The organism is Agromyces binzhouensis, from assembly GCF_004135055.1.
In the GTDB taxonomy this organism is placed as follows: domain Bacteria; phylum Actinomycetota; class Actinomycetes; order Actinomycetales; family Microbacteriaceae; genus Agromyces; species Agromyces binzhouensis.
Map to the genome: position 1 here is coordinate 1 of NZ_SDPL01000026.1, position 16,373 is coordinate 16,373.

14 protein-coding genes, 3 tRNA genes and 1 pseudogene are annotated in these 16,373 nt (G+C 71.1%); 8 read left to right on the forward strand and 10 right to left on the reverse strand.

Going from position 1 to position 16,373, the window contains the following annotated elements; genetic code table 11:
- Nucleotides 1-20 precede the first annotated feature (20 nt).
- From ESO86_RS03050 to ESO86_RS03060, 3 genes are all read right to left on the reverse strand, one after another.
- The gene (locus ESO86_RS03050) at nucleotides 21-605 is read right to left on the reverse strand and encodes a YggT family protein (protein ID WP_129233422.1); all 585 of its coding nucleotides are present in this window, start codon (nucleotides 603-605) and stop codon (nucleotides 21-23) included.
- A 94-nt stretch (nucleotides 606-699) separates the two neighbouring features.
- On the reverse strand, nucleotides 700-1,302 hold the full coding sequence (locus tag ESO86_RS03055; RefSeq protein WP_129233423.1) for a dienelactone hydrolase family protein: 603 nt from the start codon (nucleotides 1,300-1,302) through the stop codon (nucleotides 700-702).
- Between the two features lie 21 nt (nucleotides 1,303-1,323).
- Nucleotides 1,324-1,977 (reverse strand): FMN-dependent NADH-azoreductase, encoded by a 654-nt coding sequence (locus tag ESO86_RS03060; RefSeq protein WP_129233424.1) that lies wholly within the window; start codon nucleotides 1,975-1,977, stop codon nucleotides 1,324-1,326.
- Nucleotides 1,978-2,076: 99 nt separating this feature from the next.
- Between ESO86_RS03060 and ESO86_RS03065 the strand changes: the two genes are divergently transcribed.
- Nucleotides 2,077-2,511 carry a MarR family winged helix-turn-helix transcriptional regulator gene (locus tag ESO86_RS03065; RefSeq protein ID WP_129233425.1) on the forward strand — a complete coding sequence of 145 codons (435 nt, stop codon included), beginning with the start codon at nucleotides 2,077-2,079 and terminating at the stop codon, nucleotides 2,509-2,511.
- A 79-nt stretch (nucleotides 2,512-2,590) separates the two neighbouring features.
- Here ESO86_RS03065 and ESO86_RS03070 read toward each other — a convergent pair whose 3' ends face one another.
- Both ESO86_RS03070 and ESO86_RS03075 read right to left on the reverse strand, forming a co-directional pair.
- The gene (locus ESO86_RS03070; protein WP_129233426.1) at nucleotides 2,591-3,235 is read right to left on the reverse strand and encodes a DUF305 domain-containing protein; all 645 of its coding nucleotides are present in this window, start codon (nucleotides 3,233-3,235) and stop codon (nucleotides 2,591-2,593) included.
- A gap of 235 nt (nucleotides 3,236-3,470) precedes the next feature.
- Entirely contained in the window at nucleotides 3,471-4,745 is a 1,275-nt protein-coding gene (locus ESO86_RS03075; protein WP_129233427.1) for an MFS transporter, read from the reverse strand.
- A 202-nt stretch (nucleotides 4,746-4,947) separates the two neighbouring features.
- Here ESO86_RS03075 and ESO86_RS03080 point away from each other — a divergent pair, with 202 nt between their 5' ends.
- Nucleotides 4,948-6,390, forward strand: coding sequence for an MFS transporter (locus tag ESO86_RS03080; protein WP_129233428.1), 1,443 nt, complete (start codon nucleotides 4,948-4,950; stop codon nucleotides 6,388-6,390).
- A gap of 70 nt (nucleotides 6,391-6,460) precedes the next feature.
- Here the strand turns inward: ESO86_RS03080 and ESO86_RS03085 are convergent, their stop codons facing one another.
- Nucleotides 6,461-8,740 carry a heavy metal translocating P-type ATPase gene (locus ESO86_RS03085; RefSeq protein ID WP_129233429.1) on the reverse strand — a complete coding sequence of 760 codons (2,280 nt, stop codon included), beginning with the start codon at nucleotides 8,738-8,740 and terminating at the stop codon, nucleotides 6,461-6,463.
- Nucleotides 8,741-8,804: 64 nt separating this feature from the next.
- The gene (locus ESO86_RS03090; protein WP_165307259.1) at nucleotides 8,805-9,974 is read right to left on the reverse strand and encodes an FAD-dependent oxidoreductase; all 1,170 of its coding nucleotides are present in this window, start codon (nucleotides 9,972-9,974) and stop codon (nucleotides 8,805-8,807) included.
- Nucleotides 9,975-10,062: 88 nt separating this feature from the next.
- Between ESO86_RS03090 and ESO86_RS03095 the strand changes: the two genes are divergently transcribed.
- From ESO86_RS03095 to ESO86_RS03115, 5 genes are all read left to right on the forward strand, one after another.
- On the forward strand, nucleotides 10,063-10,272 hold the full coding sequence (locus ESO86_RS03095; protein ID WP_129233431.1) for a heavy-metal-associated domain-containing protein: 210 nt from the start codon (nucleotides 10,063-10,065) through the stop codon (nucleotides 10,270-10,272).
- Nucleotides 10,253-11,242, forward strand: a complete 990-nt coding sequence (locus ESO86_RS03100; protein ID WP_129233432.1) for a heavy-metal-associated domain-containing protein — start codon at nucleotides 10,253-10,255, stop codon at nucleotides 11,240-11,242. Before ESO86_RS03095 ends, ESO86_RS03100 begins: the two co-directional genes overlap by 20 nt.
- Nucleotides 11,243-11,268: 26 nt before the next feature.
- Entirely contained in the window at nucleotides 11,269-13,596 is a 2,328-nt protein-coding gene (locus ESO86_RS03105) for a heavy metal translocating P-type ATPase (protein ID WP_129233433.1), read from the forward strand.
- Between the two features lie 26 nt (nucleotides 13,597-13,622).
- Nucleotides 13,623-13,871: a hypothetical protein gene (locus tag ESO86_RS19730; RefSeq protein WP_242492180.1), complete on the forward strand. Its 249-nt coding sequence runs from the start codon at nucleotides 13,623-13,625 to the stop codon at nucleotides 13,869-13,871.
- Nucleotides 13,872-14,084: 213 nt separating this feature from the next.
- Nucleotides 14,085-15,077, forward strand: coding sequence for an adenosine deaminase (locus ESO86_RS03115; RefSeq protein WP_207206992.1), 993 nt, complete (start codon nucleotides 14,085-14,087; stop codon nucleotides 15,075-15,077).
- Nucleotides 15,078-15,180: 103 nt separating this feature from the next.
- Here the strand turns inward: ESO86_RS03115 and ESO86_RS03120 are convergent.
- The 3 genes from ESO86_RS03120 to ESO86_RS03130 all read right to left on the reverse strand — a co-directional run bounded on the left by ESO86_RS03120 (nucleotide 15,181) and on the right by ESO86_RS03130 (nucleotide 15,512).
- Nucleotides 15,181-15,253 (reverse strand) — tRNA-Phe (locus ESO86_RS03120).
- Nucleotides 15,254-15,326: 73 nt separating this feature from the next.
- Nucleotides 15,327-15,400, reverse strand: a tRNA-Asp gene (locus ESO86_RS03125).
- A 39-nt stretch (nucleotides 15,401-15,439) separates the two neighbouring features.
- Nucleotides 15,440-15,512 (reverse strand) — tRNA-Glu (locus tag ESO86_RS03130).
- A 242-nt stretch (nucleotides 15,513-15,754) separates the two neighbouring features.
- Between ESO86_RS03130 and ESO86_RS03135 the strand changes: the two are divergent.
- Nucleotides 15,755-16,373 (forward strand): annotated as a pseudogene (locus ESO86_RS03135) (hypothetical protein); the annotation flags it as partial.

Genomic DNA, 16,373 nt, shown 5'->3' on the forward strand with positions numbered 1-16,373 from the left:
CCGGGTCGGAGCGGCACCGCTCAGGAGGGCGGCAGCGAACCGCCCGGGGTGCCGGGGCCGTTCGGCGGAGCGCCCGGCATCCCGCCCGGCGGCGGATAGCCCGCACCGCCCGTCGGGATCTGACCGGCCGGATACCCGCCGACGATGGCCTGGGCGCCCGACGGCGTCGTCCCGACACCCTGGGCTCGCCGCGCCTGCTCGGCCTGTCGGACGAGGGCCATCCGCGTCATCTCGTCACGGTGCGCTCGCTCGGATCGCTCGATGCGTCGGCTGATCGCGGCGACGCCGGCGCCGACGGCGCCGGCGATGAGGGCGTAGATGAAGATGGCGAAGATCGCCGAGATGTCGAGGTACCCGCCGTCGCCGAGGTCGCGCGTCGGGAAGATGTCACGGAACGGATGCATGTAGGCGTCCGAGACGCGGTAGACGAAGGATGCGAACCCGGCGTCGGGGTTCGCGGCGAAGAGCAGCAGGAACACGCGGAGCGAGAGCGCGATCACGCCGATGAGCACCCAGATGTACAGGATCCATGTCGCGATCTTCAGCAGCCGGAGGTACCACGGCGGCTTCCATTCGGGTTCGGCGGCGGTGTCGGTGCGGCTCATCGGGCTCCCCCTTCACCCTCGCGGTCGCGAGGCGACCCGCCCAGCCAACCGCGCCGGCGGCTGCGACGCAAGGGACGTGGGTCCCGGCGTCCGGTCAGGTCGAGGCGAGGAACGCCGTGACCCGCTTCAGGAGCAGTGCCGCCGCAGCCGGGTCGTAGGCGTCGAGCGAGGAGTCGGCGAAGAGGTGCTGGTCGCCGGGGTAGAGGAAGAGTTCGGCGGATGCCGCGGAGCCGGCGAGTTCGCGAGCGGCCGGCAGGTCCTCCTGGAAGAACTCGTCGCCCTCCTTGCCGTGGATCTGCACGGGCACGTCACCGGGCCACGCCGGGCCGAACTCCGAGATCGGGATGCAGGAGTACATGAGCAGTGCGCCTCGGGCGCCGGGCCGGGTCTGCGCGAGCCGTTGGGCGATCGTCACGCCGAACGAGAAGCCGGCGTGGACGAGGCCGCCGCCGAGGTCGTCGGCCGCGGCGGCGCCGCGCTCGCGGATCGCATCGAACCCGGTCTCGCGCGCGAACGCGAACCCGGCATCGATGGTGTCGAACGTGCGACCGTCGAACAGGTCGGGCGTGTGCACGGTGTGGCCGGCGGCTCGCAGCTCGTCGGCGAAGGCGCGCACGCCGTCGGTCAGGCCCTGGATGTGGTGGTAGAGCAGCACTTCGGCCATGTCAGCAGCGTCCTCCGGTCGTTGATCCACCATTCTGGCTTCTCCGGGCGCGGTTCAGGAGGCGGACCGCAGCTCGATCCGGGCGAGGGCGGATGCGGCCCGGCGGGCATCGGCGTGGGCTCGCGCGCGTCCGGCCGCGGCATCCGCCGTCGCCAGGTTGGGGCGGAACGCCGCCGACGCGACGGTCTCGATGCCGGCCCATCGGAGCCAGTCCTCGAGGTAGGGCTGCTGGAAGTCGGTGCCGAAGCCGGAGCCCCGCTCCGGGCCGTACACCGCGCTCGTGTAGACGACGACGGCGCGCTTGCCGTCGAGGAGGCCGGTGTAGCCCTGCTCGCCGTCGAACGAGAAGACGGTGCCCGGCTGGCTCACGACGTCGATGAACTGCTTGAGGATGTACGGGATCCCGTGGTTCCACATGGGGACGCTGAAGAGGTAGAGGTCGGCGGCAGCGAAGCGCTCGAACGCGAGCCGGCTGCGATGCCAGGCGGTCTCCTGCGGGCCGACGGGCGTCTCGCCCGCGAAGATCCGCATCTTCGCGCCGGCGCCGTCGGGGCCGAACGAGGGGAGCGTGCCGTCCCACAGGTCCCAGGTCTGGATCTCGACCTCGGGGCGCTCGGCGCGGAACGCGTCGAGGACGGTGTCCGCGAGTGCGAGCGATTCGGATGCCTCGCCGCGGGGTGAGGCGGAGAGGTGGAGGAGCGTGGTCATGGTCGTGTCCGATCTGCGGCGCATCCGCCGCTGTCATTTATGTGCGTGTGCACGCTATCAAATACGTGTGCGCGCACGCAAATGAGTTACGCTGGGAACATGCCGAGCGATGCAGAACGTGCCTGGGAGGCACTGCTCCGAGCGCACGCGCGCCTGGTCCCGCTCTTCGACCGCGAGGTCCAGCAGGCGACGGGGTTGCCGCTCACGTGGTACGACGTCCTGTTGGAGCTCCACTCGGCCGGCGGGCGGATGATGATGGGGCAGTTGGCGGAGCGCGTGGTGCTCAGCCGCACCCGGGTGAGCCGACTGGTCGATGAACTCGCGCGAGCGGGCCTCGTCGCCCGCGAGGCCAATCCCGCCGACGGGCGAAGCGCGTTCGCGGTGATCACCCCAGAGGGCGTCCGCCGGTTCCGCGACGCCGCGCCCGCCTACCTGGGCGCCATCGACCGCGAGGTCGGCGGACCGCTCAGCAGGCAGGAGCTCCGAGCGCTGGCGACGACGCTCGAGAAGCTCGTGGGTCGTTCTGCAGGGTGATCCGCGCGACCCTCGGATCACGCGCCCTCCGGTGACGACCGGCACCATCCCGCAGTCGCGATCGCGCGCGACGGAGCGGTCATTCGCCGTCGCAGGTCCGATCCGCTGACGCCGGGAAGTCGGGTACGGGGCGGTCGGCCGCCTCCTGCGCGGTGGTGGCCGGGCCGTTCTCCCGGATGTCGCGGATGAGCCAGTCCATCTCGTCGATCTCGCGACGTTGGGCCTCGCTGATGCCGACGGCGAGCTCGCACACCCGCAGGTCGGTGTTCCCGAAGCGCTCCGAGCGGGTGATCGCGAGCGAGTGGTGCGGGATCATCCCGCGCATGAACGCGACGTCGTCGACAGTCGCCTGGGTCCGGTCCAGTGCGATCCCGCCGCCGATGAAGACCAGGCTGACGACGATCACGACGATGTTCGCCTTCGTGTTGCGGTACATGCCGAGCATGTACCCGAGCATGACCAGGCCCATCGTTCCGCCCATCGTCAGGGCCATGAAGGCGCGGCTCTCGCTGAACCGGACGTGGCCCCATTCCCAGGACCCGGCGAACATGGTCCAGTAGCCGAGGAACATCGCGGTCAGGATCATCGCGGCGAACCGCAGGTAGGGCTTCCACGCATGCCGGGGGTCGTGGTCGTCGCGCTTCGCGGTGGATGAATCCGTCGTCGCGTCGGCGTCGGAGTGGTCGGCGCCCGGCCGGTGCGTGCGCTCCTCGTTGGTCGACATCGTCTCGCTCCTCTCGGGCTCGCGGGTGGGGACCCTTCCATGCGAGCCGAGCGGCGCGACGACGGCAAGGGCGTTGCCGCCGGAGCGGCGCTCTGGTACCCCGGCCGGTACCGCCGCGCCGCACGGAACGGGCCCGTGGACGTCCGGAACGCCGCGTGCAGGAACACGGAAACCCCCGGCGAGCCGGGGGTTCCCGTTGCAGCTCAGGGCCTGGGGCCGAGCTCCGCCACGCGACCTATGCGGCCTCGGCCGCGGCGCCCGCGGCCAGCGGGGTGCGCGGTCGCAGCGGCACCGAGGGCGCGTCTGCGGAATCGAGCGCCTCGCCGCGGCTCCAGAGGAATCGGGCCGCGATCGCTGCGCCCGCTGCGAGTACGGCCAGCGACGACCAGGTGATCGCGAGTCCCGCGCTCGTGCCGAGCCATCCGGCGATCGGGTACGTCAGCAGCCAGGCGAGGTGCGACAGGGAGAACTGGGCGGCGAAGACCCCTGGCAGCTTCGCGGGCTCGACCGCTCCACGTAGGATCCGTCCCGTCGGGGTGACGATCGTCGCCATCCCGGCTCCGATCACGAACCACAGGATCGCCGTGCCGGCCCAGGTGATGACGCCGGCGGCGGTGAGCGCGGCGGCCGTGATCGTGGCGACCGACAGGAGTGCGGCGCCGGTCAGCATCACCGTGCGTTCGGTGATCCGATCGAGCACGCGTGGGAGCGTGAGCGCGGCGACGAGGGAGCCCGTGCCGGACGCGGCGAGCATCCAGGCGACCGCCGATTGCGAGCCGCCGAGTTCGTCGCGCACGTAGGTGACGGTGTTGACGATGACGATCGAGCCGGCTGCCGCGACGACCAGGTTGAGGGCGATGATGCCGCGGAGCCTCGGCGTGCGCAGGAACGTCCTGATCCCCGAGGTGGCACGGTCCCACGCGCCGGAGCGGGTGCCTCGGCGCGCGTTCGGGATGCGGGTGGAGAGGACGAGCAACGTGGAGAGGACGAAGCCGAGCGACGTGCCGAGGAAGAGCCAGGTGAAGCTCATGAAGCTGAGCGCGATGGCGGCCAGCACCGGGCTGAGCAGGCTCTCCATGGTGTAGGCGACCTGGGAGGCGGACAGTGCCCGCGTGTAGTCGGCCTTGTCGGTCACGATGTCGGGGATCACGGCCTGGAACGTCGGCGTGAACGCCGCGGAGGATGCCTGGAGGAGTCCGATCAGGACGTAGACGTGCCAGACCTCGGTGATGAACGGGAGCGCGAGGACCACTCCGGCGCGCACCGCATCCAGGGTGACGAGGAACGCCCGCCGGGGGAGCCGGTCGATGTAGGCCGCCGCGATGGGGGCGATGGCCACGTAGAGGACCATCTTGATCGTGAGGGCGGTGCCGAGCACCAGGCCGGCCTGCGGCCCGGCGAGTTCGTACGCCAGCAGGCCGAGCGCCACCGTGGTCAGCCCCGTGCCGAACAGCGCGATCACCTGGGCGCTGAAGAGGTGGCGGTAGTCGCGGATCTTGAACAGTCGCATGGTCTTCCTCCTGCGCGGACCGGGTCGGGATACCAGTTCCAACCTAATACCCCTAGGGGGTATTCCCGATCCAGTGTCGGAGATTTCGCCCGAGAGGCGCCTCGGCGCTGGGCGAGCTGGCGGATCGCAGTTGCGGGGAATACCCAATAGGGGTATACGTTGATACCCCACAGGGGTATTGGCCCCGGAAGGAGAAAAGATCATGTCCCAACCAACCGCGGCCGCATCACGGCGCCGCTGGCTCGGGCTCGCGCTCATCGCCGCAGCCCAGTTCGTCGTCATCATGGACACGTCGATCATCGGCGTGGCCCTCCCGGAGATGCAGGCGGAGCTCGGCTTCACGCCCGAGTCCCTCTCCTGGGTGTTCAACGCCTACGTGGTCGCCTTCGGCGGCCTGCTGCTCCTCGGTGGTCGGCTGTCCGACCTCTTCGGCGCACGGCGGGTGTTCCTCGCCGGGTGGGGCATCCTCGCCCTCGGCTCGGTGCTCGCGGGTGCCGCGACCGGCGTCGGCATGGAGATCGCCGGGCGTGCCGTCCAGGGTGCCGGAGCGGCGCTGATCGCGCCCGCCGCCCTCAGCCTGCTCATGGCGCTGTTCGGCGGAACCCCGCAGCTCCCCAAGGCGTTCGCCGTCTACGGCGCCGCGGCCCCGATCGGCGGCACCGCCGGCGTGTTCCTCGGCGGAGTGCTCACGGAGTACGCGAGCTGGCCGTGGGTGTTCTACATCACCGTCCCGATCGCCCTGGCGGTGGTCCTCCTCGCCCCGGGCGCCCTGCCGCGCGTGCCCGGCCAGCGCGGTTCCGTCGACGTGCTCGGCGCCGTGACCGGCACCGCCGGTCTCGCCGCGCTCGTCTACGGCATCGTCCGCGCGCCGGAGGCCGGCTGGGCCTCGCTCGAGGTGCTCGTCGCGCTCGCCGCGGGAGTCATCCTGCTCGGCCTGTTCTTCGTCGTCCAGCGGAAGGCCCGCCAGCCGCTGCTGCGCCTCGGGATCTTCCGCACCCCGCAGCTCGGCGCCGCCAACACGGCCCAGCTGCTCCTCGGTGCGGCGTGGGTGCCGATGTGGTTCTTCCTGAACCTCTACCTCCAGCAGGTCCTCGGTGCCGGCTCGTTCGCCGCGGGCGCGGCGCTCCTGCCGATGACCGTGCTCATCGTGATCGGCATGACCACGGTCGCACCCCGCCTGCTCGCGAGGTTCGGCGTGAAGCCGCTCATCATCGCCGGGTTCGCGCTGCTCGCAGCAGGCCTGGTCTGGCTCGGCTTCGTCCGCCCCGACGGGAACTACGTCGTCGACGTGCTGCCCGCCTCGCTGGTGGCCGCCTTCGGCATGGCGCTCGCGTTCATCCCGTCACTCGGCACCGCGATCGGGGTCGCCCGACCCGAGGAGACCGGTGTCGCATCCGGGCTCGTGAACACGAGCTACCAGATCGGCTCCGCAGTCGGCCTGGCCGCCGTCACGGCGCTCAGCTCGGCCGTGGTCGGAACGGGTACCGGCGTCGTCGCACTGACCGGCGGCTACTCGGCCGCCTTCCTCGGCGCCGCGGCCATCGCCGTCGTCGGCGGCCTCATCGCCCTCGTGACGCTCCGCGGAGCCAAGCAGGCGGGCGAGACCGGCGCCGCCCAGGACGAGCAGGTTCCCGTGGGTGCCTGATCTCGACCAGCGACGGGAGGCGCGGGCCGTTCGGCCCGCGCCTCCTCAGCGTCCGTGTGGTCCGATCGACCTACTGCCGGGAGGGCGCCGGTTCGGGGGTGCTGCGGCCGACGCGATCCCCGAGGATCGCACGCGTGCTGCTCTCGGGGCGCAGGTCGAGGCGGCGGAGCAGCTGCGCGTTCCCGGCGACGATGATGGTCGACAGCGACATCAGGATCGCGCCGACGGACATCGGCAGCACGAACCCGATCGGGGCGAGGACGCCGGCGGCGAGCGGCACCGAGATCAGGTTGTATCCCGCCGCCCACCACAGGTTCTGCTTCATCTTGCGGTAGCTCGCCCGCGACAGCTCGATCACGGAGAGCACCGATCGCGGGTCGTCGCTGGCGAGGATGACGCCGGCGGAGGCGATCGCGACATCCGTGCCCGCGCCGATCGCGATGCCGACGTCGGCCTGGGCGAGCGCCGGCGCGTCGTTCACCCCGTCGCCGACCATCGCGACCCTGCGGCCCTCGCGTTGGAGTTCCTGGACCTTCGCGGACTTGTCCTCCGGTCGGACGCCCGCGAAGTAGCGGTCGATGCCCAGATCGGAGGCGACGGACCGGGCCACCGCGTCGGCGTCGCCGGTGATCATGACCACTTCGAGGTCGAGCTCGTGCAGCGCGTCGACCGCCTCCCGGGACTCGTCGCGGATGGCGTCCGCGAGTTCGAGGGCGCCGATCACCACGCCGTCCTCGACCACGTGCAGGATGATCGCGCCGTGCTCGCGCCACTCCTCCGCGATCGGGAGTTCGTCCTCGCCCTCCTCGGCGAGCAGGTGCGGCCCGCCGACGCGGATCCTGGCGCCGTCGACGTTCGCCGTGACGCCGACCGCGGGCGCGGACTCGAACCCCGTCGCGGCGGCGACCTGGAGGCCCCGTTGCGTGGCCGACTCGACGATCGCACGTGCGAGGGGATGCTCGGAGTCGGTCTCTGCCGCCGCCGCGAGCGCCAGGACGTCGTCGGAATCTCGGCCGGACACGGTCTCGACGGCGACGACGGTCGGCTGGCCCTTGGTGAGCGTGCCGGTCTTGTCGAAGAGCACGCTGGTGACCGTCCGCATGCTCTCGAGCGCCAGCCGGTCCTTGATCAGCACGCCGCCGCGCGCGGCGCGCTCGGTGGCGATCGAGACGACCAGGGGGATCGCGAGTCCGAGTGCGTGCGGGCATGCGATCACGAGGACCGTGATCGTGCGCACGACGGCTTCGTCCGGGAGGCCGAGCATGCTCCAGACCGCCGCGGTGATCACGGCCGCGCCGAGTGCGAACCAGAACAGCCACGCTGCGGCCCGATCGGCGATGCGCTGCGCGCGCGAGGACGAGTTCTGGGCGTCCTCGACGAGGCGACGGATGCCGGCCAGGGCCGTGTCGTCGCCGACCGCGTCCACCTCGATGCGGATGCCGGAGTCGGTGGCGACGGTTCCGGCGACGACGTGGTCGCCGTCGCTGCGGCGGACGGTCTTCGATTCGCCGGTGATCATGGACTCGTCCATGCTCGCCGTGCCGGCGACCACCGTGCCGTCGGCGGGCACGCGTCCTCCGGGTCGGACGACGACGATGTCGCCGACGCGGAGGTCGGCCGGAGCCACGGTGACGGTCGTGTCGCCCTCGACGCGCTCCGCCTCATCGGGCAGCAGCGCGGCGAGCGAGTCCAGCGCGGAGGTCGTCTGCGCGAGGGAGCGCATCTCGAGCCAGTGCCCGAGCAGCATGATCACGATCAGCAGCGCGAGCTCCCACCAGAAGTCCAGCTCGTGGTCGAGCAGCCCGATCGTCGCGCCCCAGCTCGCGAGGAACGCCACGGTGATCGCCAGGCCGATGAGGAGCATCATGCCGGGCTTCAGCGCCCGGAGCTCGCTGACCGCGCCGGTCAGGAAGGGGCGTCCGCCCCAGACGTACATGACGGTGCCGAGCACCGGGGAGATCCAGGCGGCCCAGGCCCCGGCGGGCAGTTCGTAGCCGAGGAGCATGGCGAACATCGAGGAGAAGCCGACGACCGGGACGGCGAGCACGAGGTTGATCCAGAACAGCCTGCGGAACTGGCCGACGTGATCGCCGTGGCCGGCGTGTCCTCCATGCCCGCCGTGACCGGCGTGACCCTCATGCCCAGCGTGGCCCGCGTGACCCTCATGCCCCGCGTGGCCGCCGTGCTCGGAGTGCTCGCCGTGATCGCCGTGCTCCTCGTGCTGCTGCATCGAGGGGCCCGCGCCCGTCGACCCGGCGTGGTCGGCGTGGTCGGCGTGATCGGCGTGATCGTGATGCTCGTGCCCGACCCGTGCGGTCGGGTCCGTGTCGTTCCGTGCGCGCTCGTCCATCGTCTCGCCCTCTCGCGCCGCCAGGCGAACGGCGATCGCCGTTCGTCGGCGCCGACGAGAGCGATTATACCCCTATGGGGTACCGATGCAACGGTTCGCGCAGGTCTCGACGTGCCGCCTCCACGATGCTGCGCACCGTGCCCGCGGCATCGATGCCCGCGACGGCGGTGACCTGCCCGAAATGGCGGCCGACGCCCACGGCCTCGTCGCTGTCGTGGCGGGACCACTGGGTGGCCCGGGTGGCGACCCCCCACGCGGTCAGCGTCCCGCCGTGGATGCGGGCGGAGAACCCCGACTCGAATCGGTACTCGCCGGGATCGGCGGCTCCCAGGAGGTCGTGGAGGATCGAACGGGCGGCGTGCGCCCCCTGCGCCGCCGCGTCCTCCCAGTGGTCGACTCGCACGGCCGTGCCGTGGGACAGGATCGACGCGACGCCGCCCGCGGCGTAGACCCCGCGGAGTCCGGTCCTCAGCCGGGCATCGACGGTGAGGGCGCCGGTCTGCGCCCCGACCGACGGGCGACGGGCGAGCGTTCCGTGCGCGACGATGGCCACGTCGGCTTCGACGGTCTCGCCATCGGAGAGCTCGACGACGACGATGTCGGATCGCGTCGCGGCGCGGGCGACGTCTCGGCCGGTCCGGATCCGGATTCGATCGCGATGCCGGCGGAGCAGGTCCGATGCGACCGTCGGGCCGAGCTGGTCGCGCAGGGGGAGGGGTGACCGGGCGAGCAGGGTCACGTCGACTCCGGAGTCGGCGAGCAGCGACGCGGTCTCGGATCCGATCAGGCCGGCGCCGAGCACGGCGACGCGACCGCCGCTCGAGGGCAGCAGGCTGCGGATCCGCTCCGCATCCTCGATCGAGTGCAGTGGCAGGATCCGCTCCGCCCCGGCGTCCCCGTCCGGGCTGAACGAGTGTCGCCGCGGCGCGCTGCCGGTCGCGATCACGACCGCGGTGGGTGCGACGCGATCGCCCGAACGGAGGTGAACCGTGCCGTCGGCCTGGACGGCCGCCACCTCGTCCTCCAGGAGCTCGGTGCCGGCCGGGATCGGTCGCCCGAGCTGCTCGCGGCCGAGCAGGCCGGTCAGCACGCCCTTGTTGACCAGCGTGCGGTTGGTCGGGCCGGTCGGGTCGACGATCGTCACCGGCCCCGGCCAGCCCGATCGCACGAGCGTGTCTGCTGCGGACCAGCCGGCGGCGCCGGCTCCGACGATCAGCGCGTGTTCTGACGACATGATGACCTCCCGGTGCGGAATACCCCAGTGGGGTATATGGTTGTCGATCATACCGCATACCCCACCCCCCTATTGAAAGGATGAGGCGATGACCGTATTCGAGTACCAGGTGACCGGGATGACCTGTGGTCACTGCGAACTCTCCATCCGCGAGGAGGTCTCCGAGATCGCCGGCGTGACGAGCGTCGACGTGTCCGCCGTGACCGGCCGGCTCGTGGTGGGCTCCGACGCCGACCTCGACGACCAGGCCGTGCTCGACGCCGTGCAGGAGGCCGGCTATGTCGCGCAGCGGCGGTGAGCTGAGCCCCGCGCTCCGACTCGGGCTCTTCGGAGTCGGTCTCGCCGGCGTCTTCGGCCTCGCCGTCGCCGTCGGTCCGGTGGTCGTGCCCTCGGACACCGTCACCGCGTGGGCGCAGCGGGCCGAGCATGACGGACCCCACGGATCGGTCGGGGACGAGGCGTCCGAGTCGCACTCGCACCCGAGTCCCGACGAGGTGCCCGGGCTCTCCCTCGACGCCGACGGCTACCGCCTCGACGGCCTGCATGCGCCGGGTGAGACGGGCGACCCCGGCGAACTCGGCTTCCGGATCCTCGATGTCCACGACGACCCGGTGACGGACTTCGACCTCACCCACGAGCGGCCCCTGCACCTCATCGTGGTGCGCTCCGACGGCGCGCAGTTCCGTCACGTGCACCCCGAACTCGGCGCGGACGGCGTCTGGAGCATCCCGTGGGACTGGGACGCCGCGGGCGGGTATCGCCTCTTCGCCGACTTCCGGCCCGCCGGGCACGATCGCACGCTCACCCTCACCACGACCACGACCGTCAACGGGGTCCTGAGCGCCACGGATGCGCCCACGCCCGGCGAGCGGGTCGTGCAGGCAGGGCCCTACACCGTCGAGCTCTCGGGCGATCCCGTCGCGGGCACCGAGGCCGAGCTCGAGTTCACGGTCCGGCAGGACGGCCGACCCGTCACTGCGATCGAACCGTACCTCGGCGCAGCGGGGCATCTCGTCATGCTCCGCGTCGGCGACCTCGGGTACCTCCACGCGCACCCCCTCGACGAGGCCGACACCGTCGGCACGACCGACCTCGGACCGGTCATCCGGTTCGCAGCCACCCCGCCGACGGCGGGTGACTACCTGGTCTACGTCGACTTCCGGGTCGCCGGGCAGGTGCACACCGCAGCATTCACCGTCGTCGCGACACCCGGCGAGGCGGAGGCGGAACCCCACGCCGAGAGCGGCGACCACGCCGCAGGCCATTGAGCAGGACCGAGGAGGAAGGAACTCCGATGAACGAGAGCGCCCTGAAGACACCACCGCCGACCGAGGTGGTCGAACTGGACATCGGCGGGATGACCTGCGCGTCATGTGCGATGCGGATCGAGCGGAAGCTGAACAAGCTCGACGGCGTGACGGCCACCGTCAACTACGCCACCGAGAAGGCCCGCGTCGAGGTTCCGCGCGGGCTCACGACCGAGGCCGTGATCGCTGAGATCCGGAAGACCGGCTACACCGCCGAGGCCCCGGCCCCGCCGACGGCACAGGCCTCGGGCGCCCAGGGCGAGGGTGATGCCGAGGACGGCGAGCTGCGGACGCTCCGGCATCGGCTGATCGGCTCGGTCGTACTGTCCGTTCCGGTCATCCTCATGGCGATGATCCCGGTGCTCCAGTTCCCGTTCTGGCAGTGGCTCTCGCTCGCGCTCGCCGCGCCGGTCATCGTCTGGGCCGCGTGGCCGTTCCATCGGGCCGCGCTGGTGAACCTGCGCCACGGCGCCGCGACGATGGACACGCTCGTGTCGGTCGGGACATCCGCCGCGTTGCTCTGGTCGGTCTACGCGCTGTTCTTCGGCACCGCGGGCACGCCCGGCATGACCCATCCGTTCGAACTGACCGTGGCTCCCACGGACGGCGCCGCGAACATCTACCTCGAGGTGGCCGCGGGCGTGACCATGTTCGTCCTGGCCGGTCGCTACTTCGAGAAGCGATCGAAGCGCACGGCCGGCGCCGCGCTGCGCGCCCTGCTCCAGCTCGGCGCGAAGGACGTCGCCGTGCTGAAGGACGGCCGTGAGGAGCGCATCCCGATCGAGCAGCTCAGCGTCGGCGACGAGTTCGTCGTGCGCCCGGGCGAGAAGATCGCGACCGACGGCGTGATCGTCGAGGGCCGGAGTGCGATCGACCAGTCGATGCTCACCGGAGAATCGGTTCCGGTCGAGGTGACCGTCGGCGACCCGGTCGTCGGCGCGACCGTCAACGCCGGGGGCAGGCTCGTCGTGCGTGCGACGCGCGTCGGCGCCGACACCCAGCTCGCGCAGATGGCGAAGCTCGTCGAGGACGCCCAGTCCGGGAAAGCGCAGGTCCAGCGCTTGGCCGACCGGATCTCCGGGGTCTTCGTCCCGATCGTGCTCGCCCTCACGGCCGGCACGCTCGGCGTCTGGCTGGGCGCCGGCTTCCCGGTCGCGGCGGCGTTCACGGCGGCCGTGGCGGTGCTCATCATCGCCTGCCCCTGCGCCCTGGGCCTCGCCACGCCGACGGCGCTGCTCGTCGGCACGGGCCGCGGTGCCCAGCTCGGCATCCTGATCAAGGGGCCAGAGGTCCTCGAGTCGACTCGCAAGGTCGACACCGTCGTGCTCGACAAGACCGGTACGGTCACCACGGGCCGGATGTCGCTGCTCGCGGTGCGGGCGGGAGCCGGCGAGGACGAGACAGAGGTGCTCCGCATCGCCGGCGCACTCGAGGATGCCTCCGAGCATCCGATCGCGCAGGCGATCGCCGCAGGCGCCACCTCCCGGATCGGCGAGCTCGGCAGCGTGGAGTCGTTCGAGAACCACGAGGGTCGGGGCGTCCACGGAATCGTCGACGGCCACCTGGCCGTCGTCGGCAGGGAATCGCTGCTCGACGACTGGGCGATCGAGGTCCCCGAGGACCTCCGTGCGGCGAAGCTGGATGCCGAGTCCGCCGGGCAGACGGCCGTGCTCGTCGGGTGGGACGGCGCCGCGCGCGGTGTGCTCGTGGTCGCCGACCGCGTGAAGGACACCAGCCGAGAGGCGATCGCGGCCCTTCGCCGCCTGGGGCTCACGCCGGTGCTGCTCACCGGAGACAACGCCACGGTCGCACGGCACGTCGCCGACGAGGTCGGCATCGACGAGGTCATCGCCGATGTCCTCCCGGCCGAGAAGGTCGGCGTCGTCCGAGACCTGCAGGCGTCCGGAAAGGTCGTCGCGATGGTCGGGGACGGCGTGAACGATGCCGCCGCGCTCGCGCAGGCCGACCTCGGCCTGGCGATGGGCACCGGCACCGATGCGGCCATCGAGGCCGCCGACATCACGCTCGTGCGCGGCGACCTCCGAGCGGTGGGCGACGCCATCCGGTTGTCGCGCCGGACGCTCGGGACGATCAAGACGAACCTCTTCTGGGCGTTCGCCTACAACGTGGCCGCGATCCCGCTGGCCGCGCTCGGCCTGCTGAACCCGATGCTCGCCGGGGCGGCGATGGCGTTCTCCAGCGTCTTCGTCGTCAGCAACAGCCTCCGCCTGCGGACGTTCCGCTCGCGGACCACCGGCGCCCCGCGCGCCACCACCACCGCGACCGAACCGGCGCGGCAACTCGAACGCGCATGACCCGCGCGACTGAAAGGAAACCATCCATGAGCGCACACTGCTGCAGCACCGGCAACGCCCACGGCCACGCCTCGAAGCCCGCCGAGGCGACCGACCTGCTGCGAGGCCCCGACGACCTGGCCGAGTGCCCGGTCATGCCGGGGAGCATGGTCGTCAAGGCCGACGCGGAGCAGGCCGGTCTCTTCCGGGACCACGACGGACAGCGGTACTGGTTCTGCTGCGCCGCCTGCGGCCCGCTGTTCGACGCGGACCCGCAGCGATACGCAGCCGCCTGATCCGTGGCCCGTCGGGGCCGGCCGCACCGGCCGGCCCCGACGGGCGTTCGGCGAGCGTCGACCCCGTCGCCGTGAGCAGCCGACCGTCTCTCGTAGCCGCACTCGCCTTGGGCACGTGCCGAAGGTCCCGAGTCGACGCGCGATGCGCGGACTAGGTTCTGGGCCATCGAGGGGTTCGGGACGGTGATCATGTCGTATCTCCACGGTCGAGTCGTGAGGCCGCCGGTCGCGGAACTCCACCTCCACCTCGAGGGAACGCTGGAGCCCGCATTCATCATCGAGACGGCCGCGAAGCACGGCATCGAGTTGCCGTGGCGTTCCCTCGAGCATCTCGAAGCGCAGTACGACTTCACCGACCTCCAGTCCTTCCTCGACCTCCTCTACGTCAACCTCGAGGTGCTGCGCGACGAGGACGACTTCGCCGAGGTCACCCGTCGGTACCTTGCCCGGGCGTCGGCGGCGGGGGTGCGGCACGCGGAGATCTTCTTCGACGTCCAGGCGCACACTCGGCGTGGCATCCCGGCCGACACGGTGATCGGCGGCATCCGGAGCGCATTGGATCAGAGCCTCGTCGACCATGGGATGACGACGATGCTGATCATGTCGTTCTGGCGCGACCTTCCGCCGGAGGATGCGATGGACGCCCTGACGGAGGTACTCGACGCCGGTCTGCCGATCGATGGCATCGGCTTGGATTCCGCGGAGGTCGGCTCCCCGCCGTCACTGTTCGTCGACGTGTACCGGGCGGCCAGCGAAGCGGGGCTCCATGTCGTGGCGCACGCCGGTGAGGAAGGCCCGCCGGAGTACGTCTGGGAGGCCCTCGACCTGCTGCACGTCGAGCGCGTCGATCATGGAATCCGGAGTCTCGAGGATCCCGAACTCGTCGCGCGCCTGGTTCGCGATCGCGTTCCGCTGACGGTCTGCCCGCTGTCGAACGTCCGGCTTCGCACGGTCGAGACGATGGCGGAGCATCCGCTGCCTCGGATGCTCGAACTCGGCCTGCTCGTGAGCGTGAACTCGGATGACCCGGCGTATTTCGGCGGGTACGTCGATGCGAACTTCGACGCCGTCGTCGGGGAGTTCGACCTCGACGAGGGAACGGTCGAGCAGCTGGCGAGGAACTCCGTCGACTCTGCGTTCCTCGAGCCGACCGAGCGCGCCCGGCTCCACGCCGAGATCGACGCGTGGCGCGATCGATCCGATTGAGACCTGGCAGGTGCCCGCGGTGGAGGCGGGTGGGCACGACTCCGCCCTGAACACACTCATCCGGAAACGCGAAAACCCCCGGCGAACCGGGGGTTTTCATCTGTGGCTCCGACCGGCATCGATCCGGTGACCTTTCGATTTTCAGTCGAACGCTCTACCAACTGAGCTACAGAGCCTCGGGGTGCCGAAACACCTCGATGATAAGGAGAAAGCCCCTTCTCTCGAAAGGGAAAGGGCTTGTCGCCTGAGCGACCCTGACGGGACTTGAACCCGCGACCTCCGCCGTGACAGGGCGGCACGCTAACCAACTGCGCCACAGGGCCTCGTAAAGAAGCTTTTCAATTGTAAACCCATCGTCTGGGTGACCCCAACGGGATTCGAACCCGTGCTGCCGCCGTGAAAGGGCGGTGTCCTAGGCCGCTAAACGATGGGGCCGGAAGGTCGTGCCCGAGGGCTCGACCGCCGAGAAGAAAGCATACGCACACCTCGGCCAGAATCCAAAACGGGGCGGGCAAGACGCGCCACGCGCGGCGGAAATGCCCGATCCGCGGTCGTTCCGAACCTAGTGTGGCAAGGCCACTGCCCGTAGGTGAGGCATGCGAGCGCGTGCTCACGGCCCGCGCGGATGGGGGAACATGTCGCGAATCGCAGGACGCCGAGTCACCCGGGGGTCGCGCATGCGCGCCCTCGCGGGCTCGCTCGTCATCGCGCTCGCGGCGACCGCGGGGGTGGTGGCGAACCCGATCGCCGCGACGGCAGCCGACTACCCGACGTGGGACGAGGTGCAGAAGGCCAAGGCGAACACGCAGGCGGCCGCGCAGGCCGTCGACGAGATCGTCGGCCTCATCGCCGACCTCGAGGCGAACGTCGAGGCGGCGCGGGCCGAGGCGGAGCGTCGGACGGACGAGCTCATCGTGGCGCAGCAGGAGTACGACGACGCCGTGCGTCGCGCCGACGAGATCCAGGCGCAGGCGGACGAGGCGAAGGCCGAGGCCGAGGAGGCCGAGCGCAACGCCGGCCAGCTCGCGGCGCAGCTCTACCGCACGGGCGGATCCGACCTCGGCATGAACCTCATGTTCGACGCGGGCGATGCCGCCCGCACCGACGAACTGCTCGCGAAGCTCGGATCGATGGAGAAGCTCGTCGAGCGCACGGCCGGGATCTACGAGCAGGCCGAGGAGGCGGGCAACACCGCCCAGTCGCTCGCCGACCAGGCCGAGGTGGCGCGTGCCGAGCGCGAGAAGCTGCGGGTCGCCGCCGAGCAGGCGCTCGCGGCCGCGCAGGCGGCGCAGGCCG